The sequence below is a fragment of the Kitasatospora sp. NPDC048715 genome (assembly GCF_043198905.1).
Taxonomy (GTDB): Bacteria; Actinomycetota; Actinomycetes; order Streptomycetales; family Streptomycetaceae; genus Kitasatospora; species Kitasatospora lactacystinica.
Window position 1 is genome coordinate 47935 of record NZ_JBICVH010000003.1, and the last position, 24914, is coordinate 72848.

A 24914-nucleotide genomic window follows, 5' to 3' on the forward strand; every position below is an offset into this window, starting at 1 on the left:
CCGGACCTGCCGGGCGGGCGTCAGGCCGTGGCGCGGTGGTCCGGGTCGTGCACCTCGCCGACCAGCTCCTCCAGCACGTCCTCCAGCATGACCACGCCGAGCGTGCGCCCGTCCTGGTCCAGCACGGCGGCCAGGTGGCAGGTGGCCCGGCGCATCGCGCCGAGGGCGTCGTCCAGCGGGAGGCTGCCGCGCAGCACCGTGATCGGCCGCCACAGGCGGGCCGGGACGGGCGCAGAGGTGTCCTCCACGTCGAGGACGTCCTTGAGGTGGATGTAGCCGAGGTAGCCGTGGCCGGCCGGGTCGCCGTCGGTGACCGGGAAGCGCGAGAAGCCGGTGCGCAGCGCCAGCTCCTCGACCTCGGCGGCGGTCGCCTTGGTGTCCACGGTGACCAGCTGCTCGGGCTTGAGCAGCACCTCGGTGACCGGGCGGTGGCCCAGCTCCAGCGCGTCCTCCAGGCGCTCCTGGCGGCCCTCGTCGAGCAGCCCGGCGTCCCGGGAGTCCGCCAGCAGGTACATCAGCTGCTCGGTCGTGAAGACCGACTCGACCTCGTCCTTGGCGTCCACCCGGAACAGCTTGAGGATGCCGTTGGCGAGGGCGTTCAGCACCCGGATCACCGGGGCGAGCCAGCGGGCCAGCCGGTCCAGCGGCGGGCCGAGCCAGAGCGCGGCCCGCTCCGGGCCGGCCATGGCCATGTTCTTCGGCACCATCTCGCCCATCACCATGTGCAGGAAGACCACGACGGCGAGCGAGATCCCGTACGAGAGCGGGTGCATCAGCGTGGACGGGACGCCGATCGCGTGGAACGGGCCCTCCAGCAGGGAGGCGATGGTCGGCTCGGCGAGGGCGCCGAGGCCCAGCGAGCAGACGGTGATGCCGAGCTGGGCGGCGGCCAGCATCGCGGAGACGTTGGACAGCGCGTGCAGCACGGTGCGGGCGCGCTTGTGCCCGGCCTCGGCGAGCGGTTCGATCTGGCTGCGGCGCACCGACACCACGGCGAACTCGGCGCCGACGAAGAAGGCGTTGCCGAGCAGGAGCAGCAGCGCGACGGCCAGTTGCAGGGCGGTCATCGGCCCTCCTCCCGGTCCTCGTCGAACTGCGCGGGCGCGGTGGTGCGCTCCACCCGGACCTCGGTGGTGCGGTGGCGGTCGACACCGGTGACGGTGAACCGCCAGCCGGGCAGCTCGGCCTGCTCGCCCACCTCGGGGAGCTTGCCGAGCAGGTCGGAGACCAGACCGGCCAGGGTCTCGTACGGGCCGTCCGGGGCGTTCAGGCCGATCCGCTCCAGCTGGTCGGTCCGGGCGCGGCCGTCGGCCTCCCAGACCGGCAGGCCGTTGACCGGCGGCAGCGGGAGCAGCTCGGGGTGGTCGTCCGGGTCGTGCTCGTCCTGCACCTCGCCGACGATCTCCTCGACGATGTCCTCGACGGTGACGACGCCGGCGGTGCCGCCGTACTCGTCGACCACGATGGCCATCGGCTGGAGGCGGCGCAGCTGGTCGAGCAGCCGCTCGGCGGGCAGCGTCTCGGGCACCAGCAGCGGCGGCGAGGCCAGCTCGCCGACCCGCACCAGGCCGCGCCGGGCGGCCGGGACGGCCAGGGCGTCCTTGAGCGTGACGGTGCCGGTGACCTCGTCCAGGCTGTCGGTGTAGACCGGGAAGCGGGACAGACCGGTGGCCCGGGTCAGGTTGATGACGTCGGAGGCGGTGGCGTCGCGCTGGAGCGCGGCCACGTCGACGCGCGGGGTCATCACGGACTCCGCGGTCAGCTCGCGCAGGCCCAGGGTCCGGACGAAAAGGGTCGCCGACTCCTCGTCTATGGCGCCGGCCCTGGCCGAGTGGCGGGCCAGCGAGACCAGCTCGTCCGGGGTGCGGGCGTGCGCCAGCTCCTCCTGCGGCTCGATGCCGAAGGCCCGGACGGTCCGGTCGGCGGCGCCGTTCAGGAAGCTGATCAGCGGGCGGCAGGCGAAGGAGAAGGCCATGTGCGGGGCGGCGACCGCGCGGGCCACCTGGAGCGGGCGGGAGATCGCCCAGTTCTTCGGCACCAGCTCGCCGATCACCATCTGGACGACGGTGGCCAGCACCATGCCGACGATCACGGAGACGCCGCGGGCGGCCGAGTCGGGCACGCCGATGGCGGACATCACGGGTGCGAGCAGGGTGGACAGCGCCGGCTCGGCGAGCATGCCGACCACCAGCGAGGTGACGGTGATGCCGAGCTGGGCACCGGAGAGTTCGAAGGAGAGGTGCCGCAGGGCCCCGGCGACGCGGCGGGACTTGGCGTCGCCCGCCTCGGCGGACCGGTCGACCTCCCCGCGCTCCACGGTCACGAAGGCGAACTCGGCGGCGACGAAGAGGCCGTTGGCGAGGATCAGGAGAACGGCCGCGAGCAACAGCAGCCAAGCGGTGATCACAGTGCCGCCTGCCTTCCGGGATCGGGAAGCGAGGCGGCGCAGGTACTACCGGACGGATCGTCCATCGAGGGGGAGTGTCACTCCTCTGGTCGGGTTCGGGCACTCGATTTCGGGCAGGGCGAAGTTTGCCCTGCTTTTACCAGCGTAGACCATACCCGGATGGGGGTAAGGAGCCTGTTCGGCCCGCCGGGAACGGAGAACCCCCGGTGGGGGCGGGTCCGGCTTCAGACCCGGGCGTGCTGCTCGACCAGGTCGCGCAGCGCGCGGGCGTCCGCGATCGCCCGGTCCTTGCCGACGCCGGACTGGATGCCGACCGCGGCGAGCGAGGTGCCGTCGGCGAGGTCGAGGGTGGCCCACGGGTCGCCCTGGCGGAAGTTGACCCGGACGATCTCGGCCCAGGCGAGCCGGCGGCGGCGGACGAAGTTGACCACCGTCACGCCCTCCGCGTCGGCGCTCACTCGGGGGCGGGCCAGCATCAGGCCGACGCCGGCGAACAGGACGCCGCTGGCCATCATCATGATCCGGTCGTTGAGCTGCCAGTTCTCCGGGAGCAGCACGGCCATCGCGGAGAACAGCGCCACCAGCAGCACGCAGACCGGCAGCAGCACGGCGCGGGTGCGGCGCGGCGCCCAGGTGACGGGGAACTGGACGGGCGGCGTGGACACGTGGGGTCTCCGGGGTGGTTCTGGTTGCGGCAGCACGAGGGGCGGGGACGCGGTCGGCGTCCCCGCCCCATTGAACCGTTCTTTACCCGCGGGCCGGCGGGCAGGTCACCCGGACGCGCGGTTCGGGGGCGGCGGGCTCCCGGGTCAGAGGCGGCAGGCGTGGATGTTGGTGACCAGGATGGCCCGGGCGCCGATGCCCCACAGGTCGTCCATGATCTGCTGGGCCTCCTTGCGGAGCACCATCGAACGGACCGCGACCCAGCCCTCGGTGTGCAGCGGGGAGACGGTCGGCGACTCCAGGCCCGGGGTGAGCGCGACGGCGGAGCCGACGTTCTCGGCGCGGATGTCGTAGTCCATCAGCACGTAGCGGCGGGCCACCAGCACGCCCTGGAGGCGGCGCAGGAACTGCTCCACCCGCGTGTCCTCGCCCGCGCCCTTGGGCCGGATCACCACGGCGTCGGAGACCAGGATCGGCTCGCCGAACACCTCCAGGCCGGCGTTGCGCAGGCTGGTGCCGGTCTCCACCACGTCGGCGATCACGTCGGCGACGCCCAGCTGCACCGCGGTCTCGACCGCGCCGTCCAGCTTGGTGACCGTCGCCTTCACGCCGTGGTCGGCGAGGTGCTGCTCGACCAGGCCGGTGTAGGAGGTGGCGATCCGCAGGCCCTCCAGGCCCTTGACGTCCTCGACGTCCACGCCCTCGGGGCGGGCGAAGCGGAAGGTCGACCCGGAGAAGCCGAGGGCGAGCACCTCCTCCGCGTTGGAGTGCGAGTCCAGCAGCAGGTCACGCCCGGTGATGCCGACGTCGAGGCGGCCGGAGCCGACGTAGACGGCGATGTCCCGCGGGCGGAGGAAGAAGAACTCCACCTCGTTGTTCGGGTCGACGAGGACGAGCTCCTTGGGGTCCTTCCGCTGGCGGTAGCCGGCCTCATGGAGCATCTCCGCCGCGGGACCCGAGAGAGAACCCTTGTTGGGGACGGCGATGCGCAGCATGGGAGGTTGCTTCCTTACCTGTTGGGAGGATGGGTGTGCTCTGGGGAGCGGGGTGTCTAGAGGTACTTGTAGACGTCGTCGAGCGTCAGTCCGCGGGCGATCATCATCACCTGAACGTGGTAGAGGAGCTGCGAGACCTCCTCCGCCGTCTGCTCGTCCGACTGGAACTCGGCGGCCATCCAGACCTCGGCGGCCTCCTCGACGACCTTCTTGCCGATCGCATGGACGCCCTGCTGGACGAGCTGCGCGGTACGGGAGGACGAGGGGTCGCCGGTGGCGGCCTTCTGCTGGAGCTCGGCGAAGAGCTCCTCGAATGTCTTCGAAGCCATGATGGGGCCACCTTACGGCGTGCGGGCGGACGGACGGTAAACGGTCCCGGAGCGTGGACAGTCCAGTGGACGTCCGTGCTCCGGGACCGGGCGGTTCGTCGTCAGAGCGCCGCGCGCAGGACCGCGGCGGTGGCGACGGCGGCGGTGACGGCCTCGTGGCCCTTGTCCTCGGCGGAGCCGGGCAGGCCCGCGCGGTCGATCGCCTGCTCCTCGTTGTCGCAGGTCAGCACGCCGAAGCCGACCGGGACGCCGGTGTCGACGCTGACCTGGGTGAGACCGACGGTGGCCGCCTGGCAGACGTAGTCGAAGTGCGGGGTGCCACCGCGGATCACCACGCCGAGGGCCACCACGGCGTCGTAGCCGCGCTCGGCGAGGCGCTTGGCGGCGACCGGCAGCTCGAAGGTGCCGGGCACCCGCAGCACGGTCGGCTCGGTGACGCCCAGCTCCTTGAGCGCGCGGTGGGCGCCGTCCAGCAGGCCGTTCATCACCGTGTCGTGCCACTGGGCGGCGACGACGGCGACCTTGAGGTCGGCGGCGCCGTCGATGGTCAGCTCGGGGGCTCCGTGGCCGCTCATGTCTCTTCGTCCGTTCTGTCTGTCGTGCGGGTGCGGGTGGCTGTCGTGCGGGTGCGGGTGGTCAGGGCCCGGGGCCGGGGTCAGGAATCGAGGCCGGGCAGCTCGTGGCCCATCCGGTCGCGCTTGGTGCGCAGGTAGCGCAGGTTGTGCTCGCCGGGCGCGATCTCGACCGCTTCGCGCCCCTTGACCTTGAGCCCGTGCTCGGTGAGCGCGGTCAGCTTCTGCGGGTTGTTGGTGAGCAGGGTGAGCGAGCGGACGCCGAGGTCCACCAGCATCTGCGCCGCGATGCTGTAGTCCCGGGCGTCGGCGGGCAGGCCGAGGTCCAGGTTGGCGTCGACGGTGTCCCGCCCCCGCTCCTGCAGCTCGTACGCGCGCAGCTTGTGGGCCAGGCCGATCCCCCGCCCCTCGTGGCCGCGCAGGTACAGCACCACGCCGCGCCCGGCCGCGGCGACCCGCTGCAGCGAGGCCTGCAGCTGCGGTCCGCAGTCGCAGCGCAGCGAGCCGAAGACGTCACCGGTCAGGCACTCGGAGTGGACCCGCACCAGGACGTCCTCGTCGTCCGGCAGCCGGCCCTGCGCGTCCAGACCGCCGGCCACCAGCGCGAGGTGCTCGACGCCGTCGATGGTGCCCCGGTAGCCGACGGCGGTGAACTCCCCGTACGCGGTGGGCAGGGCGGTGACGGCGGCCCGGTCGACGTGCAGCTCGGTACGGCGGCGGTAGGCGATCAGGTCCTCGATGGAGATGATCGCCAGGCCGTGCTCGCGGGCGAAGGCGACCAGCTCGGGCAGCCGGGCCATGCTGCCGTCGTCGTTGACCACCTCGGCGATCGCGCCGGCCGGCGGCAGCCCGGCCAGCCGGGCCAGGTCGACGGCGGCCTCGGTGTGCCCGGGGCGGACCAGCACGCCGCCCTCGACGGCGCGCAGCGGGAAGACGTGCCCGGGGCGGGTGAGGTCGCCGGGCTGGGTGCCGGACGAGGAGAGCAGCCGTACGGTGCGGGCGCGGTCGGCGGCGGAGATGCCGGTGTCGACCCCCTCGCGGGCGTCCACCGAGACGGTGTACGCGGTGCCCTTGCGGTCCTCGTTGACCTGGGTCATCGGCGGGAGCTTGAGGCGGTCCAGCTCCTCGCCGGTCATCGGGGCGCAGATCACGCCGGAGCTGTAGCGGACGGTGAAGGCCATCAGCTCGGGGGTCGCGGCGGACGCGGCGAAGACGATGTCGCCCTCGTTCTCGCGGTCCTCGTCGTCGACCACGATCACGGCGCGGCCGAGGGCGATGTCGGCGATCGCCCGCTCGACCGGGTCGAGGACGAGTTCGGGCTCGGACCCGGTGGCGCCGTTGCTGGACTGGTTCTCGGTCATCTCGGTCATACCGTGGCTCCCTGCGGGACGGTGGCGGACTTGGCGCGCGGCTCACGGGTGCTCAGCCACCAGGAACGCAGGCCGAGCAGCACCAGGACGAAGTAGACGGAGTAGGTGAGGCCGGAGAAGGTGTAGCCGCTGTTGAAGGCGAACGGCACGCCGACCGCGTCGACCGCGATCCAGGCGAACCAGAACTCCACCCAGCCGCGGGCCTGGGCGACCATCGCGGCCAGCGTGCCGACGAAGATGTAGGCGTCCGACCAGGGGCTCCAGGACAGGCTGGGGAAGGACGTGAAGAGCAGGGCGAGCGCGACGGTGCCGGCCGCGGTGCCCGCCGCCAGCACGAGCCGCTCGGGCCAACTCGCGAACCGTACGGCGATCGTGCCGCCGTCGCGGCGGCCCCGACGCCACTGCGCCCAGCCCCAGGCGGCGGTGGCGATCACGATCAGCTGCTTGCCGATCAGGCCGGGGACGTGGCCGCCGAAGTAGGCCGCGATCAGCACGGCGCCGGACAGCAGCTGGACCGGCCAGCTCCAGACCGAGCGGCGCCAGCCGAGCGCGAGCCCGCCGAGGCCGAGGATGTTGCCGAACATGTCGGCCCACTTGACGTGTTCGCCGAGGACGGTGAACGCCTCGCCGCTGAGCCAGCTCACTTGGACTCCCCCGGGGTTCCGTCGACCGGCCGGACGGACGGGTTGGACAGGTCGGACAGGTTCGGCAGGTTCGGGAGGGTGCGGGACTCCAGGAGCCGCTCGACGTACTTCGCCAGTACGTCCACCTCCAGGTTGACGCTCTCCCCGACGCCCTTGGCGCCGAGCGTGGTGAGCGCGAGGGTGGCCGGGATGAGGCTGACGGTGAAGCTGTCCTGCGCGGCCTCCACCACGGTGAGGCTGACGCCGTCGACCGTGATCGAGCCCTTCTCCACCAGGTAGCGGGAGATGGTCCCGGGCAGCGAGAACCGCAGCACCTCCCAGCGCAGGTCGCCCGCCGCGTCGCGCTCGCCGGGCTCGCGGCTCAACAGCCGCCCGGTGGCGTCGACATGGCCCTGGACGAGGTGACCGCCAAGCCGGTCGCCGAGCGCCATGGCGCGCTCCAGGTTGACCCGGGAGCCGGGCGCCAGTTCGCCGAGGCTGGAGCGGTGCAGCGTCTCGGCCATCACGTCGGCGCTGAACTCACCGGTTCCGGCGGCCAGTTCCGCCGGGCCGTCGACGACGGTCAGGCACACGCCGTTGACCGCGATGGAGTCGCCGTGCCGGGCACCCGTACAGACCACCGGGCCGCGCAGGCGGATCCGCGAGGAGTCGCCGATCTCCTGGATCGACACGACCTCGCCGAGCTCTTCGATGATGCCGGTGAACACCCGGGTTCTCCTCGCGCTTGGGGCGCGGACTCCGGGGCGGCATGGGAGATGACACGGACGGGCACCGGCGTACGGACCCGGGACACCACCCGTCGCCGGGGATGCCGAGACCGCCGGGAGATCGCTCGCCCGGCACGGGAGACACCGCTCCCGTCGTTCACCTGACCGGGGCCCGGAGGACGGTTCTCCGCCACTGGACCCACGGGTACTGCTCTTCGTCCGCCCGCGCACGCCTCCCATCCGGACTTTAACCGTCGGTCCAGGAATTTCACCTGGTCAACCGGCCGCTGGCTGCGGACGGGTCGCGGACTGTAACCGCCGGTTCGGATTTTCACCGACCCCGGAGTGCGCTGAACGTCACTGCTTGATGCCGTCATTGTGCCACGGTCGGCGCAACGGCAGGGAGGCCCCGTGCCTGTGGTCTGTTTCACGGGCGTGCCGGGAATGCGCGGCGGGGTGCCGTGCGCCGCTCGCGCGAGCCGGTCCGCGGGCGCGGGCCCGGCGGTCTGGTGGCGCAGGCGGACGGCGGGGGCGAGGCTGGTAGTCGGGGCCCTGCCGATGACACGTCGAAGCTACGGAGGCGAGGGCGATGGCGAAGTTCATGGACGTCCACCACGGGATGACCGGCATCACGGAGGCGCAGCTCAAACAGGCCCACATGGCCGACCTGGCGATCCAGGGCGAGGAGGGCGTCCACTTCCAGCAGGCCTGGGCGGACCCGGAATCGGGCACGGTGTACTGCCTCTCCGACGCACCCTCCAAGGAGGCCGTGCAGCGGGTCCACGACCGCTCCGGGCACCCGGCGGACGAGATCCATTCGGTGCCGCTGTCGGTGTGAGAGCCCGGCTCAGAGCGTGGCCGGTGCGGCAATCTGCAAGAAGTGGGTGACCTCCGGCGGGTGGGCGAGGTAGCTCAGCTCACCCTCCGACCAGACCGGCCGGATCCGCCACATCGGCCCCGCGTACCCGCGCAGGGCCTCCTCGTCGCGCCAGCGGCTCAGCACCAGCACCCGGTGCCGGTCCTCGGACACCGAGCGCAGCAGCTCGCCGCCGAGGCAGCCCTCGGTCCGACCGAGCTGCGGGATCACCTGGGCGGCCAGGTGCGCGCAGAACTCATCGAGTCGATCGGCGAGGACCTGCCCGGCCCAGATTCTGACGATCACGACCACCACCTCCGGCTGCCCGGCGGGCCTTGTCCCAGTGCTCCCTGGCCCCCATTATGAGCGTGGAACCGCTGGTGGGGAGGGGCGAGGGCGGAATTTCACGGAGGGCCGCGGGAGTGCGGGGGCGGGGTGCGCCGAGCGGCCTCGGCTACATTCCCGGTATGACGACCACACCGGAATCTGCCGTTTCGTCAACCTCCGCGCCGGACCGGCCGGGCGGCCTGTTCGACGCCCTCCACGCGGGCGCGCTCAGCGATCCCGCCCAGCTGCGGGAGATCTACGAGCAGCCCGGCGACCAGGCCCGCCGCAAGCAGGTCGACCGCCTGCACGAGGTCGCCCAGCGCCTGATCGCCTGCTCCCCGCTGGTGTTCGTGGCCAGCACCGACGCCGCCGGACGCTGCGACGTCTCCCCGCGCGGCGGGCCGGCCGGGCTGGTCTCGGTGCTCGACCCGTACACCCTGGCCATTCCGGACGCCACCGGCAACAAGCGCTTGGACACCCTGCACAACATCCTGGAGACCGGCCGGGTCGGGCTGCTCTTCGTCGTCCCGGGCCGGGACGCCACGCTGCGGGTCAACGGGCGGGCCTGCGTCTCGACCGACCCGGAGCTGCTGCGGCAGCTGACCGCCGTCGGCAAGCCGCCGCGCAGCGCGATCGTGGTCGCCGTCGAGGAGGTGTACGGGCACTGCCCGAAGGCCTTCCTGCGCTCCTCGGCGTGGAAGCCGGAGAACTGGCTCGCCAAGGACGCGCAGCCGAGTTCGGCGGAGGTCACGCTCTCGCACCTGCGGGACGAGTCGCTGACCGTGGAGATGATCGAGCAGTACGAGCGGGAGGCGCTGCTGTACCGGTACGAGTGATACGAGTGAGGTGCCGGGGCCGCGCGGACTCGCTCGGTACGGACCCCGCTCCGTACGGATCCCGCTCCGTACGGACCCCGCTCCGCAGCGGGACGCCCGGCGACCGGCCCCGGGGCGGACCGGTCGCCGGGCGGCGCGCGCTCAGGCCGCCCTGGGCAGGTCCTCCACGGCCGCGCCGTCGGCGGCCCGCCGGACCGCCTCGACGCCCTTGTGGGCGGCGTCCTTGCTGGCGTAGCCCTGGCCGGTGGCGACGATCTCGCCGTTGCCCGCCTTGAGCCGGAACCGGTACTTGCCGCCGGCGTCCTGATAGACCTCGAACTTGCCCGGCATCCGGGCCACCTCCTCGCGGGGCCTCCTCGCGGAACGCTCGATGCGCCCGCCGTCCTGCCCCGGCGCCACCGTGCGCCCGGCGCCGGGGCGGCCGCACCCGGGCGGGAGCCGGACGGGTGAAGCCGGATCCACGGGGGCCGGCGGGAGTGCCGGGGCGGCCGCCGGTGGTTTGAATGGACGGATGGACTGCGTCTTCTGTGCGGTGGTGGCGGGCGAGGAGCCGGCGCACCGGGTGCTGGACGACGAGACCGCGGTGGCCTTCCTGGACCGCCGGCCGCTGTTCCCCGGGCACGTGCTGGTCGTGCCGCGCGCCCACCACCCGACCCTGGCCGACCTGCCGGCCGCGGAGGTGGGACCGTTCTTCCTGCGGGTGCAGCGGGTGGCGTCGGCCGTTGAACGCGGGCTGGGCGCGGCGGGCAGCTTCGTCGCGGCGAACAACCGGATCAGCCAGTCGGTGCCGCACCTGCACGTCCACGTGGTGCCGCGCAATCCGAAGGACGGGCTGCGCGGGTTCTTCTGGCCGCGGCGGCGGTATCCGGACGAGGCGGGGGCGGCGGAGGTCGCGGGCCGGCTGCGGGAGGCGCTGGAGGACTGAGCGGCGCGGCGGGTCGAGGACGTCGCCGGCGTGCGGGCCACTGCCGGGCGTGCGCCTGCGGGAACACCGGCGGGGATACGTCCGCGGGAGCACCGGCGGGGGTCGATATCGTTTTCCGGGCGGACGATCCGGCCGGTGAGGGTGTCTAGGCTCGCGACCATGAACGAACTCGCCTGCCTCGTGCAGCAGACGGCCGACCGGCTCGCGGGCCGCCACGTCGGCGCGGTGGTCGCCGGGCTGGCCGGTGGTGACGTGGAGATCCGCGGCGCCGGGCGGACCGGTCCGGGTGGTGGGGTGCCCGGGCCGCGCACCCTGTTCGAGATAGGTTCCGTCACCAAGGTGTTCACCTCGCTCGTGCTCGCGCGGCTGGCCCTCGACGGTGCGGTCCGGCTGGACGACCCGCTCGCCGAGGTGCTCACCGGGCCCTCGGGCGGTCGTGCCGTCGTCCCGGCCAAGGGCCTGGACCCGATCACCCTGCGGCACCTCGCCACCCACACCTCGGGGCTCCCCCGACTGCCCCGGGGCATGGCGCTGCAGTCGCTGCTGTCCCCCAACATGCCCGATCCGTACGCCGGTTGCACCGCCGAGCGGGTGCTCGACGGGCTCGCGCGGACACGACTGCGGTCCGCGCCCGGGCGTGGATTCCGCTACTCCAACCTCGGTGCGGGCCTGCTCGGCCTGGCCCTCGCGCAGCGCTCCGGCCTCGGGTACGAGGAGTTGGTGGCGCGCGAGGTCGGTGCGCCGCTGGGCCTGGCGGACACCGGTCTGCGGCCGGACGGGGAACGGTCCGCACGCCTGGCGCACGGTCACACGCCGGGCGGCCGGCCGGTGCCGCCCTGGACCTTCGCGGCCGTGCCCGGCATGGGCGGGCTCCGCTCGACCGCCGCCGACCTGGCGGTGTTCCTGCGGGCCCAACTGGCCGCCGCGCGCGAGCCGGACGCGCCGCTGTCGCCGGCGATCGCCCTCACCCGGGACACCCGCCACCGGGTCAACCCGTTCGCCTGGACGCACCTGGGCTGGCTCGGGCACCGGCTGCGCGCCCAGCAGGGCGGGCACCTCCAGATCTGGCACAACGGGGGCACGGGCGGCTTCCGCTCCTTCGTCGCCTTCGACCCGGAGAAGCAGGTGGGCGTGGTGGTGCTGGTCAACACCCGCCGGTCGGCCGATCCGGCGGGCACGGCGCTGCTGCGCGGGCTGCAGAACGGGTTCGCGACGGCGGGGTGAGGGCGGGTCCGCCCCGTTCGCACCCCCGCTGGTGAGCGGCCCCGGCCGGGGCGCGATGATGGCGGGGCCGATTCGGGCCAAAAGGTGCCGATCGGCACTGTCGCCAGCGGCGACGAGCGGTTGATGCTGGGATCCGGCGGTCGCGGTTCCGACGGGGGATTCCGCCGAGTGAGAGGGGGTCGCCATGGCGGTGACGTGGTCGCCGACGCGCGTGCGGTCGGCCGGCGCTTCCGGTTCGGCCGGTGCGACCGGCGCTTCCCGCACCACCGGGACGAGCGGTGGTGCCGGTCGACTCGGCCCGGTGGTGCGGGTGCACCGGAGGTGCCGGCCGCTGTCCTGGCCGGCGCGGGTGTGGTTGCACTCCTGCGGGGTGGTCGTCTCCGTGGCGGTCTGCGTGGCACTCGGCGGGTGGTGGCCCTCGCCCGTGCTGGCCGCCGCCGCGGTGGTGGCGGTGAGCGGGTACGAGCGGCTGCGCCCCGCGCCCGGGCTGCACTCCGTCCGGGTCCACGAGGGCGGGCTGGTGCTGGTCCCGGCCGAGGGCGGGGAGACGTCGCTGCCCTGGGGCGCCGTGGAGGCCACCGAGTACTCCCCCGGCGGGCCGCGCGGGGTGCCCGAGCACGGGCGAATATGGCCGGCGGGCGCGGACGAGCCGCTGGAGCTGGCGCACCTGCGCGGCCTGGGCGCGTTGTTCCGGGAGCTGGAGGAGCGCCTCTCCCCCGGGTTCCGGGCCGCGCTGCACGAGACGCTGCGCACCGAGGGGAGCGTGCGCTTCGTCCGGGGGCGGCTGACGGTGACGGCCGGCGGGCTGGTGCACCGGCCGCCGCACCCGCTCGCCGCGACGGAGGCCCACCGGTGGGCGGAGGTGCGCTCGGCCCGGGCGTCCGGTCTCGGCGAGTTGGAGATCCGGACCCACTCGGCCGGTCTCCCGCTGGCCCTCGCGGTGCCCAACGCCCGTGCGGCCGCGGACTTCCTGGAGGACCTCCGGGCGGCCGCCGCCGGTTGACCCCGGTCGGTTTACCGCCGCGGGTTGACCGCCGCCGGGCGGGCACCCGCCCGCCCTTCCGGCGCCCACCCCTAAGGGGCGCCGGCAGCCCTCCCCGGAAGGGATCAGTACGCCGCTGAGTGGACGTCAGTTCCCTTGCCCACGACCTACCGTCGCTGGCATGAGCCGACTCCGTACGACCGCCGCCGCGGCGGCCCTGCTGCTCGCACTTCCGCTGTCCGTCGCCGCCGCCGCGCCGGCCCTGGCCGCGCCGCCCGTCAACTCCGGCACCACAGCCGCCGACACCGCCGCCGCCCGGATCGAACTCCCCCGCCCGACCGGGCCCTACGCGGTCGGGCAGGAGGTCCTGCACCTGGTGGACCGGAACCGTCCGGACCCGTGGGTGCCCGCCTCCGGTCCGCGTCAGCTGATGGTCTCGATGTACTACCCCGCGCACGCCGGGACGGGCACCCCCGCCCCGTACATGACGCCCGCGGCCGCCCGGGCGCTGCTGGACGGCAAGGTGGCGGGCAACACCATCCCGACCGAGGCGGTGTCCGGAACCCGGACGTGGTCGGAGTCCGGGGCGCGCCCGCAGGGCGGCCACTACCCGCTGGTGGTCCTGTCGCCCGGCTTCACCATGCCGCGCGCCACGCTCAGCGGCCTCGCCGAGGACCTGACCAGCCACGGCTACGTCGTCGCGGTGATCGACCACACCTACGAGAACACCGGGACCACCTTCCCCGACGGGCGGACGCTCCCCTGCACGGCCTGCGGCATCGTCGTCGGTGACGCGGCCGCGGCACGCCTTGAGGCGGGCCGGGCGAAGGACGTCTCCTTCGTCATCGACCGGCTGACCGACCGCCCGCACCCGGCCTGGCGCTACGCCCGGCTGATCGACCGCGACCGGATCGGCATGGCCGGGCACTCCGCCGGTGGCGCCTCCACCGTCCCCGCCCTGCTCACCGACGACCGGATCCGGGCCGGGGTCAACCTGGACGGCACCATGCACTACCTGGTGCCCGAGTCCGGCCTCGGCGGCAAGCCGTTCATGATGATCGGCCACCCGCTGGCCGACGGCGCCGAGGACCCGTCCTGGGTCACGAGCTGGGCCCGGCTGGACGGCTGGAAGCGCCTGCTGACCGTCGACGGCTCCGACCACGGCAGCTTCACCGACCTCCCGGTCTTCTTCGAGGGACTCGGCCTCCCCAAGGGCCCGTACACCACCCTCGGGAGCGGGCGCGCCCTCGCGCTCACCCGGCAGTACGTCGGGGCCTTCTTCGACCTCCAGCTGAAGGGCGTCCCGCAGCCGCTGCTCGACGGGCCGAGCGCCGCCAACCCGGAGGTGCGCTTCACCCCCTGAGGGCTGTCCCCGGTCGCCGCTCCCGGTTGACAGCGGCCCGGGCGGGGCCGTCGGCACGACGCCGGCGGCCCCGTCGGCGTGCGGGCCCGTCGATGTTCGGGTCCGTCGGCGTGCGGGCCCCGTCGGCGTGCGGGCCGGCGGGTCAGCCGGTCGGGGACGCCGCCGAGGCGATCGGTTCGAGCAGCGGGTGGGGGCGGACCAGGGCGCGGGAGACCGGGTCCTCCCGGTGGGAGCCGGCGCGGGCGGGGTTGGGGCGCATGACGACCGCGGTCGGCGGGACGGGCCCGCCGCCGCAGGCGGGACAGACGCCGACCAGGTCGAGGTCGGTGCCGCAGTCGGCGTGCGCGAAGAGGTGGTACGAGCCGCCGTCGGTGGCGTGCCGGCCACCCCAGCGGCTCAGCTGGTAGAGCGGGCCCCAGAGTTCGAGGCCGGTCCCGGTGAGCAGGTAGCCGTGGCGCAGCGGCGCCCGCTGGTACGGCTCCTTGCGCAGCACCCCGGCCGCGACCAGGGCGTTGAGGCGCGAGGTGAGGACGGCGCGCGGGATGCCGAGGTGGGCGAGGAAGTCGTTGAAACGCTGCACCCCGTAGAACGCGTCGCGCACGATCAGCAGGCTCCAGCGCTCGCCGACCACCTCCAGGGCGCGGGCCAGTGCGCACTCCTGCAGCTCGTAGTCGGTTCCCAGGGCCATGGGCGTCAGCCTAGTCCACCCCCATTACGGGTTCAATGAACAGACTGACGGTGGTAGCGTGCCGCCCGAGATGAAGGTTCATTCACCAGACCAATGGGTCCGGCCCCCGGAGGGAACACCCATGTCCCCCGCACCACCTGGCTCCTCACCCGCCTCCCCCACAGCCCCGGGCCCGCTCCTCCGGCCCGCCGCCACGCTGGCGACCACCGCGGCGGCGACCGCCCTGACCACCGTCGCGTACACCGCCCCCACCGCCTCGCTCGCCGCCACCGCCCAGGCCGTCCACCTGGGCGCCGCCGGCCGCACCTGGATCCTCACCGGCACCCTGGTCGGCATCTCCGCGCTGCTGCTCACCGCCGGAAGCGCCGCCGACGACCACGGCCGCAAGCGGGTCTTCACCTTCGGCGTGCTGCTGTTCACGGCCGCCGAGGCACTGGCCGCACTCGCCCCCGGCGGCGCCGTCTACCTGGCCTCCCGGGTGCTCCTCGGCGTCGCCTCGGCGGCCGTCCTGGCCCCCGCACTCGGCCTGATCGGCCACGCCCACCCGCCCGGGCCCGACCGGATCCGGGCACTCGGCGTCTGGGGCGCGGCGGTCGGCCTCGGCATCGCGGTCGGGCCGGTGTACGGCGCGCTGGTCCAGCAGTGGGCCGGGTGGCGCGCGGTCGGCGGCGGCATCGCGGCGGGCTCGGCCGTGGTGGCCGGCTTCGCCGTCGCCGTCCTCACCGAGTCGCGGGCCGAGCGGCCGCGAGCGCTCGACCCGTACGGGGTACTCACCCTCGCCGCCGGCACCTCCTGCCTGATCGCCGGACTGGCCGAGGGCCGCGACGGCTGGGGGCGGCCCACCGCGGTGGCGCTGCTGACCGGCGGGGTGCTGCTGCTGGCGGCGTTCGCGGTGGTCGAGGCGAGGGTTCGGGAACCGATGCTGGACCTCGCCCTGTTCCGCGATCCCGGCTTCGTCGCGGCCACCGGCGGGGCGCTGTTCACCGGGCTGTCGCTGGTCGGCTTCATGAGCTGCCTGCCCAGCCTGCTCCAGGGCGTGCTCGGCCTGTCCGGTCCGGCCGCGGCCGGCGTGCTGGCCCTGTGGTCGGGCCTGTCGGTGGTCTCCGCGCTCCAGGCCCGCCGCCTGGCCGCCCGGCTGTCCGCCACCGCCCAGGTCTCCCTCGGCCTGCTGGTCTGCGGCGCGGGCGAGCTGGGACTGTACGGGCTCGCGCCCGGCTCGTCCTGGCTGCGGCTGGTGCCGGGGCTCGCGGTCGCGGGCGTCGGCAGCGGGGTGCTCAACGCGGCCCTGGCCCGGCTGGCGATCGGCAGCGTTCCGGCGCACCGGGCGGCGATGGGCTCCGGCGCCAACAACACCTCCCGCTACCTGGGTTCGGCCCTCGGCGTGGCGGTCACGGTCGCTGTCGCCGGATCCGCCCGGCCCGGCTCGCCCGACCCCGGGGCGGCGGCCCGCGCCCTGGCGGCGGGCGCCGACCGGGCCGTCCTGGTCGCGGCCGCCCTCTGCCTGGCCGGCGCGCTGCTCGCCCTCGCCGCCCGCGCCGCCGAAGCCCGCTCGGGCGCGGGGACGGACACCGCACAGCCGGCCCGCCGGCGCACGGCCCTGCGGTGACGCACCGGACGTCGGCCCGCCCGACGTCCCACCCACCGGACCACCCACCGGACCGGGCTCCCACCGGACCGGGCTCCCACCGGCGCCGCCGCCCGGGCGCCACCCGGGCCGGTCGCCGGACGCCGACCCCGGACCGTGGCCGGACGTCCTCCCGGAGCGCCCCGGGCGCCCGCTGCCACGGTGAGCGGCCGCCCGGGAGCGCGTGCGAAGATGGCAGTTGCTGGTGGGAACGATCTCCGGACGGTTTCTGGGACGGTTCTCTGGCCATGGTGGACCACTACGCGCAGCGCGCGGGGCAGCCTCGGCAGGACGCCCTGCTGATGGTGCCGATCGCCACTGCGCTGATCGACGCCGACGGACGCATCCTGCACTGGAGCAGTGACGCGGAGGCACTGCTCGGACACCCGGCGCGGGAGGCGGTGGGTGCCCGGGCGGCGACCCTGCTGACCTCCGACGAGCACCGGCCGGAGGTGCTCCAGCTGTTCCGGCAGATCCTGGCGGGCCGGCCCTGGTCCGGGGTCTTCCCGGTCCGGCACCGGGACGGGCACCTGGTGGACCTGGAGTTCCGCACCCATCCGATCCTCGGCCCCGGCGGCGCCCCGATGGTGCTGGCGGTCGCCTCCGAGGTGACCACGCTGCACCGGCTCCAGGCCGACCTGGCCCTCCTCGACGGGTTCTTCACCCAGTCCCCGGTGGGCATGGCGGTGTTCGACACCGACCTGCGCTTCGTCCGGCTGAACGAGGCGCTGGCGGACGCCAACGGCCTGAGCGTCGAAGGCCCGCTGGGCCGACGGCTCACCGAGGTGCTGCCCAGGATCAACGGCCCCGAGTCCGAGGCGGTGATGCGCCGGGTGCTGGAGAGCGGCGAGCCGGTGGTGGACGACCTCGCGCACGGCCGCACCCCGGGCGACCCGAGCCACGACCACGCCTGGTCGGCCTCCTACTTCCGGCTGAGGGACCGCGGCGGCCGGGTGCTCGGGGTGTGCGCGACCGTCATCGACATCACCGAGCGGTTCCACGCCGACGCCCGGGCGGCCCGCGCCCAGGAGCGGCTGTCCCTGCTGGTCGACGCGACCGCCTCGATCGGCACCACGCTGGACCTGCGGCAGACCGCCCGGGAACTGGTTGACGCGATGGTCCCCAGGGTCGCCGACATCAGCGCGGTGTTCGGGCTGGAGGAACTGGTGGCCGGCCGGAGCGTCGAGCCGTCCCCGCCGGACGCCCCCTTGCTGGTACGGCGCCTGGCGATCGCCTCCGCCGACAACCAGTACCCGGCCGAGGCGCTGCCGCTGGACGCCGTGTACGAGCTGCCGCCGGACTCCCCGTACGCCCGGGCGCTGACCGGCGGGCGCACGGTGGTGGTGCCGTCCTGGGAGCTGCCGGCGCTGAGCGAGCGCCTCAACGAGACCCGCCGCCAGGCCTTCTTCGGCGACCGCCCGCGGTCGGTGCGGATCACCCCCCTGGTGGCGCGCGGCACGACGCTCGGCATGGTGGTGTACTCGCGGCGGGGCTCGCGGGAGTCCTTCGCGGCGGCCGACATCACGCTCGGCGACGAGCTGGCCTCGCGCGCCGCCGTCGCGATCGACAACGCCCGGCTGTACCTGCGCCAGCACCGGACGGTGCTGGCGAGGCAGCAGGCGCTGCGCGAGGCCAAGGCCGCGCAGGAGCGCCTGGCGCTGGTCAACGTGGCCTCCACCCGGATCGGCACCACGCTCGATCTCGCCCAGACCGCCCAGGAGCTGGCCGAGGTGGCGACGCCGAGGCTGGCCGACACGGTGGTGGTGGAGGTGCTGGAGGAACTGGTCCGCGGCGAGCGCGAGGCGACCGCCCCGGTGGACGGTTCGGCGCTGCTGCGGCGGATGGCCTTCCACTCGGTGCGCGGCTCGACCCTGGCCCCGATCGACCGCACCGGCAACCTGCACCGCTTCCTGCCCGGTTCGCCGTACGCGTGGTGCCTGGCGCACCGCAAGCCGGTGCTGGTGCCGCGGATGGACGAGGAGGGCATGGCCTGGTTCGCCGAGGACCCGGTGCGCCGGGCCGCCGTCCGGGAGCAGAACGTGCAGTCGTTCATGGCGGTCCCGCTGATCGCGCGCGGCACGCCGGTCGGCGTGGCGGGCTTCTACCGCACCCTGGTCGAGCGCCCGTACGAGGAGGCCGACGTGGCGCTGGCCGGGGAGTTGGCGCTGCGGGCGGCCGTCTCGATCGACAACGCGCTGCTGTTCACCCGCGAGCGCGACGCGGCCGCCGCCCGGCAGCGGGCGCTGGACGAGGCGTGGGCCGCCCAGCAGCGGCTGTCGCTGCTGAACGAGGCCAGCAACCGGATCGGCACCACGCTCGATCTGTACCGCACGGCCCGGGAGTTGGTGGAGGTGGTGATCCCGCGCTTCGCCGACTTCGTCACCGTGGACCTGCGCGAGGCGGTGCTCAGCGGCGAGGAGCCCGGGGCCGTCCCGGCGGAGGGACCGGTGCTGATGCGGGCGGTCGCGGTCGGCGACACCGGCTCGGACGGCGCCATGCACGAGGCCGCCGACGAGGTGGGCGAGACCTCGCAGTCGGCCGGCCTGTACGCGCAGAGCCTGCGCACCCGGCGCTCGATCCTGGTCGCCGAGGTGACCGAGGAGGAGCTGAGCCGGATCGTCGCCTCGCCCGACCGGGTGCAGCCGAGCCTGGACGCCGGGGTGCACTCGTACCTGATGGTGCCGCTGGTGGCGCGCGGACACGTGCTGGGCGGCGCGGAGTTCGTCCGCACCCGCAACCCGGCACCGTTCGGCCCGGAGGACCGCTCGCTGGCCGAGGAGCTGGCCGCCCGCACCGCGCTGGCGATCGACAACGCCCGGCTCTACCGCCGCGAGCGGGACACCGCGCTCACCCTCCAGCGCAGTCTGCTGCCGCAGGAGGTGCACCGCACCCTCGGGCTGGACCTCGCCTACCGCTACCTGCCGAGCAGCGTGGTCAGCGAGGTCGGCGGCGACTGGTTCGACGTGGTGCCGCTGTCCTCCGGGCGGGTCGCGCTGATCGTCGGCGACGTGATGGGCCACGGCATCCGGGCCGCCGCCACGATGGGCCAGCTCCGCACGGTGGCACGGACGTTGATCACCCTGGACCTGGACCCGGCGCGGGTGCTGTACCGGCTGGACGAGGCGACCGCGACGGTCGGCGAGGGCCAGTTCGCCACCTGCGTCTGCGTGGTGTACGACCCGGTGGACCGCCACTGCACCGCGGCCAGCGCCGGGCACCTGCCGCCCGTGGTCGCCGACACCGAGGGGCGGGCGCACCTGGTCGAGCTGCCGTCCGGCATTCCGCTCGGGGTGGGCGGAGTCGCCTTCGAGAACGCCGAGTTCACCCTCCCCGAGGAGGGCATCCTCACGCTCTACACGGACGGCCTGGTCGAGCGCCGGGGCCAGGACCTGGACGAGGGGCTGGAGTTGCTCTGCCGGACCGTCGCCGACCGGCGCGACTCGCTGGAGCAGACCTGCGAGGCCGTCCTGAGCCGGCTCACCGAGACCACCGGCGAGGACGACATCGCCGTCATCATGGCGCAGGTCCGGCCGCGGGGAGCCGACCGGATCGCCACCCTCCCGCTCACCGGGGACCACGCCATGGTCGCCCACTCGCGCCGCTTCACCCGCGAGACGCTGACCGCCTGGGGGCTCGACGCGCTCGCCGACTGGGCCGAACTGCTCACCAGCGAGCTGATCACCAACGCCCTGGTGCACGCCGGATCGCCCACCCAGCTGCGGCTGTACTGCAACCGGGTGCTCACCGTCGAGGTCGCCGACCAGGAGTCCGAGGTACCGCGGATCCGCCGTGCCCGCACCGAGGACGAGGGCGGCCGGGGCATCCACCTGGTCAACGAGCTCGCGCACCGCTGGGGCAGCCGCCGGACCAAGGACGGCAAGGTGGTCTGGTTCGAGCTGGAGCTGCCCCCGGGGACCGCCCCGCCCGCCTGAACGGCCGCCCACCCGCGCGAGCAACCGCCCACCCGCCCGGGCGGCCGCCCCGCCCGCATGGACAACGGACGGTTGTCGGGCCGTCGCCCGCGGTTGTTGGCCCGGCGGGCCGCCCCGGCGGTTGTCTGGTGCCACGAGCGGGACGGCCCCGCCCGGACGAACCGCAGGAGCCCACCGTGCAGCACCCCGACGCCCGCACCGTCGTCACCGACTACGTCACCCTCCTCGCGGCGGGCGACCGCGAGGCCGCGATCGCCCTGTTCGCCGAGGACGCCACCTGGAGCTACCCGGGCGGCCTCCCGCTCTCCCGCACCTGGCACGGCAAGCAGGAGATCTTCGGGGACTTCCTCGGCCGGGTCGGTGCCCTGTTCGCCGCCGACGGCCTGCCGGTCATCACCCTCACCCACGTCCTCGCCGACGGCCCGCAGGCGGTGGCCGAGTGGACCACCGTCGGCACGGCCGCCAACGGCGCCGCGTACGAGAACCACTGCCTGGGGGTGTTCACCGTGACGGACGGCCTGATCACCGCCGTCCGCGAGTACCTGGACACCGACCACGTGGCCCGGACGCTGCTGGCCTGACCGCGGCCCGCTCCGCGCGGACCGCCCCTCAGGGGCCGTGAACGTCCTGGGACCCGGTCGCGGCGCCGTCGGCCCAGCCGTGGGGGTCGGTCCAGGCGGCCAGCGTGCGGCGGGTCTCGAAACGGCGCTCGCGGCCGGTCAGCGGGTCGGTGAACTCGACGGTCGACGCGAGCAGCTGCAGCGGGCCGCGGAAGTCGTCCGGGGCCGGCTCGGGCAGCACCACCGGGTAGACCGGGTCGCCGAGGATCGGCAGTCCGAGGCCGCACATGTGCAGCCGCAGCTGGTGGGTGCGCCCGCTCAGCGGCCGCAGCCGGTAGCGGGCCAGGCCGTCGCGGCGCTCCAGCAGGTCGATCCGGCTCTCGCTGTTCGGCGGGGCGTCGATCTCCCGCGCGGCGATCACCCCGCGCTCCTTGACGATGTGGCTGCGCACGGTGCGCGGCAGGCTCAGCTCCGGGTCGTACGCGGCGATCGCCCGGTACTCCTTGCGCACCAGGCGGTCCCGGAACAGCGTCTGGTAGGCGCCGCGGTCCTCCGGGCGGACGACGAACATGGCCAGGCCAGCGGTGAGCCGGTCCAGGCGGTGGGCGGGGCTGAGCGCGGGCAGGTCGAGGCTGTGCCGCAGCCGGGACAGCGCCGTCTCGGCCACGTGTCGGCCGCGCGGGGTGGTGGCCAGGAAGTGCGGCTTGTCGACGACCACCAGGTGCTCGTCGCGGTGCAGCACGACCAGCTCGAAGGGGACGCGCACCTCCTCGGGCCGGTCCCGGTGGAACCAGAGGTGGGCGCCGGGCCGGAACGGCTCCGCCGGGGCGACGGGGCCGTGCTCGCCGACGATCTCGCCGTCCCGCAGGGCCGCGTCGATCCGCTCGGCCGGGACGGCGGGCAGCCGGTCCACCAGGTGGTCCCGCACCGTCGGCCAGGGGCCTTCGAGCGGCAGCCGGAGGTGCACCGGGTCCACGCCGTGGCGCTGCGGAAGGGGGGAGGCCGGTCGGCGGCTCTTGCGTCTCATCTCCCGGCCCAGCGTAGTGCGCGCCGGCGCGCGGCCCGCGGCCGAGGTGCTGACCCGGGTCCGGGCGGGGACAGTGGACCGGAGGCCCTCGTTCCGCCGGGGGCCTCCGACCGTACGCCGGGCGGCCGGCGGACCGGGGTGCGGCCGGACCGACCCGGCCGGACCCGCCCCGACCGACCGACCGACCGACCGATCAGCAGACCGACCGGCCGGACCACCCCCGGGATCGACCCGCCGGAGCGACCGACCGGCACCACTGGAGGACGCGTGACCGCCGACGGCCCGGACGGGGTGCCGCCGCTGCACCTGCCGAGGCGGACCCGGCTGCTGCTCTACGGCGCGCTCCTGCTGCTGGTCGCCGCCGTCGTGGCCGCACTGGCGATCGGGCCCGGAACCACCCTGGCCCCGCTGCTCGCGGTGGCCCCGGTGCTGGCCGGCGCGACCACCCGGCGGGCCCGGGTGCCGCTGCTGGTCGGTGCGGTGGCGCTGCTCACCGTCGGGCTGCTGGAGTCGGCCAACGCGCAGCTGCCGCTCTCGGTCCGGATCAGCGTGCCGGTCACCGTCCTGGCCTCGACCCTGGCCAGCGCCGCCAGTGTCGTCCTGGTGGCGGCCCGCGAGCGGGAGCTGTTCCAGGTCCGGACGGTGGCCGAGGCGGCGCAGCGGGCCCTGCTGCGCCCGCCGCCGGAGCGGATCGGGCCGTTGCGCGTGGCGGTGCGGTACGTGGCGGCGGCCGCCGAGGCGCGGATCGGCGGGGACCTGTACGCCGTGGTGGAGACCCGCTTCGGGGTGCGCATCCTGCTCGCGGACGTCCAGGGGCACGGACTGCCGGCGGTGGAGACGGCGGCGGACGTCCTCGGGGTGTTCCGGGAGGCCGCCCGGACCGAACCCGATCCCGGCCGGCTCGCCGAGCGGCTGGACGCGGCGCTCGCCGCCCGTCCGTCGGACGAGGGGCGGTTCGCCACCGCGCTGCTGCTCGACGTGGCGGCGGACCGGGGGCCGGTGCGGCTGGTGAACTGCGGCCACCCGCCCCCGCTGCTGCGCCGGGCGGGCCGGGTGAGCGAGCTGGAGCCGCCGTTCCCGGCGCCGCCGCTGGGGCTGCTCGGGCTCACCGGCGGCGGGTACCCGGACCGGCGCTTCGAGCCGGAGCCGGGTGACGTCCTGCTCCTGCACACCGACGGGGTGTCCGAGGCCCGGGACGCCGGGGGCCGGTTCTACCCGATCGCGGAGCGGCTGCCCGGCCTGCACGGCGGCTCGCCGGCGGACCTGCTGGACGCCGTGCTGGAGGACGTCGGCGACTGGGTCGGGGCCACCGGGCTGGCCGACGACGCGGCGGTGCTGGCGATCCGCTGGGAGCCGTGACCGGGCCGCTCCGGCGGCTCCGGCTGCTCCGGCTGCTCCGGCGGCTCCGGCGGCTCCGGCGAGCGGCCCGGACGCGATTGTCAGAGGGGTGTGCAAGGCTCGGTTCGCGGTCGGCGGGGAGCCGACCGCCCAGCAGTGGACGGTCGACGAGGGGACGGTGCCATGGGGAACAGGGCGAGCGGGTCGTTCGAGCTCACCGCGTTCGAGCCGGTGGAGACGGAGGAGCGGGAGGGCGCGGCCTTCGGGCGGGTCCGGATCGCCAAGACCTTCACGGGCGGGCTGAGCGGGGCGAGCGAGGTGCGGATGCTCTCCGTCACGGGCCCCTCCGGCAGCCCGGCCTCGTACGTCGCGGTGGAGCACGTGACGGGTGAACTGGACAGGCGCGCGGGCTCGTTCGTGCTCCAGCACACGGCCTGGGACGCCACCGGCACGACGATACGCGTGGTGCCGGGCACGGGCGCGGGCGAGCTGGCCGGGATCACCGGGGAGTTCCGGCTGGCCGTCGACGGGTCCGGCACCCACACCTACGTCCTGGAGTACGAGCTGGGCTGACGCCACGTCCTGGCGTACGAGCCGGGCTGACGCCGGCCGCGCGCGCCGCGGCCGGCTGCCCAGCTGCCCAGCTGTCCGACTGTCCGGCTGTCGGCCCGTCAGAGGACGGGCTGGCCCGCTTCCAGCCGCCGGATCGCGGCCCGGACCGCGGTCGCAAAGCTCCAGAACAGCGGCAGGGTGTTGGTCGCCCGGTCGGCGCGGGTGTTCTTGCCCGGGGCGAACATCGCGGCCCGCAGCTCGGTGGTCATCTCCAGCTGGGCGCCCATCCCGAGCAGGCTGCGGTTGCAGATGTTCTCCGGGGAGATGCCCGCGATCTCCTCCTCGCCGGAGGCGGTCACCGCCCGGATGCCCGCCGCCGCGAACTCCTCCATCAGGTACTGGCGGAGGGTGGCGTTCAGGCCGCCGACCAGCACGGCCTGGGCACCGGCCTCCAGGCCGGCCTGGGCGGCGGTGCAGCCGTGCAGCGACACCACGTTGAGGCTGCCGCCGCACATCGCCCGGGCCACGCCGTCGTCGCAGTGGGTCGAGGTGACGTGCAGCTCGCTGTTGTTGGAGGAGCGCAGGCCCTCGAACATCCAGAAGTCGTGCGTCGGCCCGGCGGCCGGCGTCGGCGCGAGATCGGCCGGGTGGTAGCCGGCGACGGCCAGGCAGAGTTCGGAGGTGCCGACCTCGATGCCGCCGCCGTGCGGGGCGATGACGGTCGTCCGGACGACGGACGTGCGGCCCTGCAGGCTCTGGTCGTCCATCAGGTGCCGGCGGTAGCGGCGGCCGTAGTCCACGCCCTCGACCACGGTCGGGCTGGCGTAGAGGGCCGTGTTGGAGGGGTACAGGTCGGCGGCGGCGCTCGCGGGGGTGCTTCCCACGACGGCACCGAGGGTGCCGAGGGCCGGGGCCGCGGCGAACGCGGCGATGAGGGTTCGTCGGTTGATCACGGCAGGGATGATGGCAGGAGGTGGGGGATCGGCAAAGCCC

25 protein-coding genes and 1 riboswitch are annotated in these 24914 nt (G+C 74.6%); of the genes, 11 read left to right on the plus strand and 14 right to left on the minus strand.

Annotated elements, in window-relative coordinates; all coding sequences use genetic code 11:
• Positions 1-20 precede the first annotated feature (20 nt).
• The 9 genes from ACGFSC_RS06930 to ACGFSC_RS06970 form a co-directional block, all read right to left on the minus strand.
• A complete protein-coding gene (locus ACGFSC_RS06930) occupies positions 21-1067 on the minus strand; it encodes a hemolysin family protein (protein WP_359898672.1) in 1047 nt (348 codons plus the stop codon).
• The gene (locus tag ACGFSC_RS06935) at positions 1064-2407 is read right to left on the minus strand and encodes a hemolysin family protein (RefSeq protein ID WP_359898673.1); all 1344 of its coding nucleotides are present in this window, start codon (positions 2405-2407) and stop codon (positions 1064-1066) included. Before ACGFSC_RS06935 ends, ACGFSC_RS06930 begins: the two co-directional genes overlap by 4 nt.
• A 224-nt stretch (positions 2408-2631) precedes the next feature.
• Positions 2632-3072: a PH domain-containing protein gene (locus tag ACGFSC_RS06940; RefSeq protein ID WP_359898675.1), complete on the minus strand. Its 441-nt coding sequence runs from the start codon at positions 3070-3072 to the stop codon at positions 2632-2634.
• A 144-nt stretch (positions 3073-3216) separates the two neighbouring features.
• Positions 3217-4065, minus strand: coding sequence for an ATP phosphoribosyltransferase (gene hisG / locus ACGFSC_RS06945; protein ID WP_359898677.1), 849 nt, complete (start codon positions 4063-4065; stop codon positions 3217-3219).
• A gap of 56 nt (positions 4066-4121) precedes the next feature.
• Complete coding sequence (locus ACGFSC_RS06950; protein ID WP_280685086.1) at positions 4122-4394, minus strand: phosphoribosyl-ATP diphosphatase; 273 nt, start codon at positions 4392-4394, stop codon at positions 4122-4124.
• A 101-nt stretch (positions 4395-4495) separates the two neighbouring features.
• Positions 4496-4969, minus strand: a complete 474-nt coding sequence (ribH, locus tag ACGFSC_RS06955; RefSeq protein WP_359898679.1) for a 6,7-dimethyl-8-ribityllumazine synthase — start codon at positions 4967-4969, stop codon at positions 4496-4498.
• 80 nt (positions 4970-5049) lie between these two features.
• Positions 5050-6327 carry a bifunctional 3,4-dihydroxy-2-butanone-4-phosphate synthase/GTP cyclohydrolase II gene (locus tag ACGFSC_RS06960; RefSeq protein WP_359898856.1) on the minus strand — a complete coding sequence of 426 codons (1278 nt, stop codon included), beginning with the start codon at positions 6325-6327 and terminating at the stop codon, positions 5050-5052.
• Positions 6328-6332: 5 nt separating this feature from the next.
• Positions 6333-6920 (minus strand): nicotinamide mononucleotide transporter family protein, encoded by a 588-nt coding sequence (locus tag ACGFSC_RS06965; RefSeq protein WP_359898858.1) that lies wholly within the window; start codon positions 6918-6920, stop codon positions 6333-6335.
• 56 nt (positions 6921-6976) lie between these two features.
• The gene (locus ACGFSC_RS06970; RefSeq protein ID WP_359898681.1) at positions 6977-7687 is read right to left on the minus strand and encodes a riboflavin synthase; all 711 of its coding nucleotides are present in this window, start codon (positions 7685-7687) and stop codon (positions 6977-6979) included.
• A 224-nt stretch (positions 7688-7911) separates the two neighbouring features.
• Positions 7912-8039: riboswitch (FMN riboswitch) on the minus strand.
• A gap of 237 nt (positions 8040-8276) precedes the next feature.
• Here ACGFSC_RS06970 and ACGFSC_RS06975 point away from each other — a divergent pair.
• Complete coding sequence (locus ACGFSC_RS06975) at positions 8277-8525, plus strand: SCO4226 family nickel-binding protein (protein ID WP_359898682.1); 249 nt, start codon at positions 8277-8279, stop codon at positions 8523-8525.
• A gap of 9 nt (positions 8526-8534) precedes the next feature.
• Here the strand turns inward: ACGFSC_RS06975 and ACGFSC_RS06980 are convergent, their stop codons facing one another.
• A complete protein-coding gene (locus ACGFSC_RS06980) occupies positions 8535-8849 on the minus strand; it encodes an antibiotic biosynthesis monooxygenase family protein (protein ID WP_359898684.1) in 315 nt (104 codons plus the stop codon).
• A gap of 161 nt (positions 8850-9010) precedes the next feature.
• On the opposite strand from ACGFSC_RS06980, the gene ACGFSC_RS06985 reads away from it, so the two are divergent.
• A complete protein-coding gene (locus ACGFSC_RS06985) occupies positions 9011-9706 on the plus strand; it encodes an MSMEG_1061 family FMN-dependent PPOX-type flavoprotein (protein WP_359898686.1) in 696 nt (231 codons plus the stop codon).
• 141 nt (positions 9707-9847) lie between these two features.
• On the opposite strand, the gene ACGFSC_RS06990 is transcribed toward ACGFSC_RS06985, so the two are convergent.
• A complete protein-coding gene (locus ACGFSC_RS06990; protein WP_359898688.1) occupies positions 9848-10036 on the minus strand; it encodes a DUF1508 domain-containing protein in 189 nt (62 codons plus the stop codon).
• 181 nt (positions 10037-10217) lie between these two features.
• Here ACGFSC_RS06990 and ACGFSC_RS06995 point away from each other — a divergent pair, with 181 nt between their 5' ends.
• From ACGFSC_RS06995 to ACGFSC_RS07010, 4 genes are all read left to right on the plus strand, one after another.
• A complete protein-coding gene (locus ACGFSC_RS06995; protein ID WP_359898690.1) occupies positions 10218-10631 on the plus strand; it encodes an HIT family protein in 414 nt (137 codons plus the stop codon).
• Positions 10632-10790: 159 nt separating this feature from the next.
• Complete coding sequence (locus tag ACGFSC_RS07000; RefSeq protein WP_359898692.1) at positions 10791-11855, plus strand: serine hydrolase domain-containing protein; 1065 nt, start codon at positions 10791-10793, stop codon at positions 11853-11855.
• A gap of 370 nt (positions 11856-12225) precedes the next feature.
• Positions 12226-12858 carry a hypothetical protein gene (locus ACGFSC_RS07005; protein WP_359898694.1) on the plus strand — a complete coding sequence of 211 codons (633 nt, stop codon included), beginning with the start codon at positions 12226-12228 and terminating at the stop codon, positions 12856-12858.
• Positions 12859-13018: 160 nt separating this feature from the next.
• Positions 13019-14200 carry an alpha/beta hydrolase gene (locus ACGFSC_RS07010; RefSeq protein ID WP_359898696.1) on the plus strand — a complete coding sequence of 394 codons (1182 nt, stop codon included), beginning with the start codon at positions 13019-13021 and terminating at the stop codon, positions 14198-14200.
• A 142-nt stretch (positions 14201-14342) separates the two neighbouring features.
• Here the strand turns inward: ACGFSC_RS07010 and ACGFSC_RS07015 are convergent, their stop codons facing one another.
• Entirely contained in the window at positions 14343-14888 is a 546-nt protein-coding gene (locus ACGFSC_RS07015) for a helix-turn-helix domain-containing protein (protein ID WP_359898698.1), read from the minus strand.
• A 121-nt stretch (positions 14889-15009) separates the two neighbouring features.
• Between ACGFSC_RS07015 and ACGFSC_RS07020 the strand changes: the two genes are divergently transcribed.
• The 3 genes from ACGFSC_RS07020 (at position 15010) to ACGFSC_RS07030 (ending at position 21025) form a co-directional block, all read left to right on the plus strand.
• The gene (locus tag ACGFSC_RS07020) at positions 15010-16494 is read left to right on the plus strand and encodes an MFS transporter (RefSeq protein ID WP_359898699.1); all 1485 of its coding nucleotides are present in this window, start codon (positions 15010-15012) and stop codon (positions 16492-16494) included.
• A 266-nt stretch (positions 16495-16760) separates the two neighbouring features.
• Positions 16761-20444 carry a SpoIIE family protein phosphatase gene (locus ACGFSC_RS07025; protein ID WP_359898701.1) on the plus strand — a complete coding sequence of 1228 codons (3684 nt, stop codon included), beginning with the start codon at positions 16761-16763 and terminating at the stop codon, positions 20442-20444.
• A gap of 176 nt (positions 20445-20620) precedes the next feature.
• Entirely contained in the window at positions 20621-21025 is a 405-nt protein-coding gene (locus tag ACGFSC_RS07030) for a nuclear transport factor 2 family protein (protein ID WP_359898703.1), read from the plus strand.
• 28 nt (positions 21026-21053) lie between these two features.
• On the opposite strand, the gene ACGFSC_RS07035 is transcribed toward ACGFSC_RS07030, so the two are convergent.
• Positions 21054-22031, minus strand: coding sequence for a pseudouridine synthase (locus tag ACGFSC_RS07035; protein WP_359898705.1), 978 nt, complete (start codon positions 22029-22031; stop codon positions 21054-21056).
• Positions 22032-22298: 267 nt separating this feature from the next.
• On the opposite strand from ACGFSC_RS07035, the gene ACGFSC_RS07040 reads away from it, so the two are divergent.
• Together ACGFSC_RS07040 and ACGFSC_RS07045 are read left to right on the plus strand one after the other, a co-directional pair.
• Positions 22299-23390, plus strand: a complete 1092-nt coding sequence (locus ACGFSC_RS07040) for a PP2C family protein-serine/threonine phosphatase (RefSeq protein ID WP_359898707.1) — start codon at positions 22299-22301, stop codon at positions 23388-23390.
• Positions 23391-23552: 162 nt separating this feature from the next.
• Complete coding sequence (locus tag ACGFSC_RS07045; RefSeq protein ID WP_359898709.1) at positions 23553-23942, plus strand: DUF3224 domain-containing protein; 390 nt, start codon at positions 23553-23555, stop codon at positions 23940-23942.
• Positions 23943-24040: 98 nt separating this feature from the next.
• On the opposite strand, the gene ACGFSC_RS07050 is transcribed toward ACGFSC_RS07045, so the two are convergent.
• On the minus strand, positions 24041-24871 hold the full coding sequence (locus ACGFSC_RS07050; RefSeq protein ID WP_380349766.1) for a poly-gamma-glutamate hydrolase family protein: 831 nt from the start codon (positions 24869-24871) through the stop codon (positions 24041-24043).
• Positions 24872-24914: the final 43 nt, after the last annotated feature.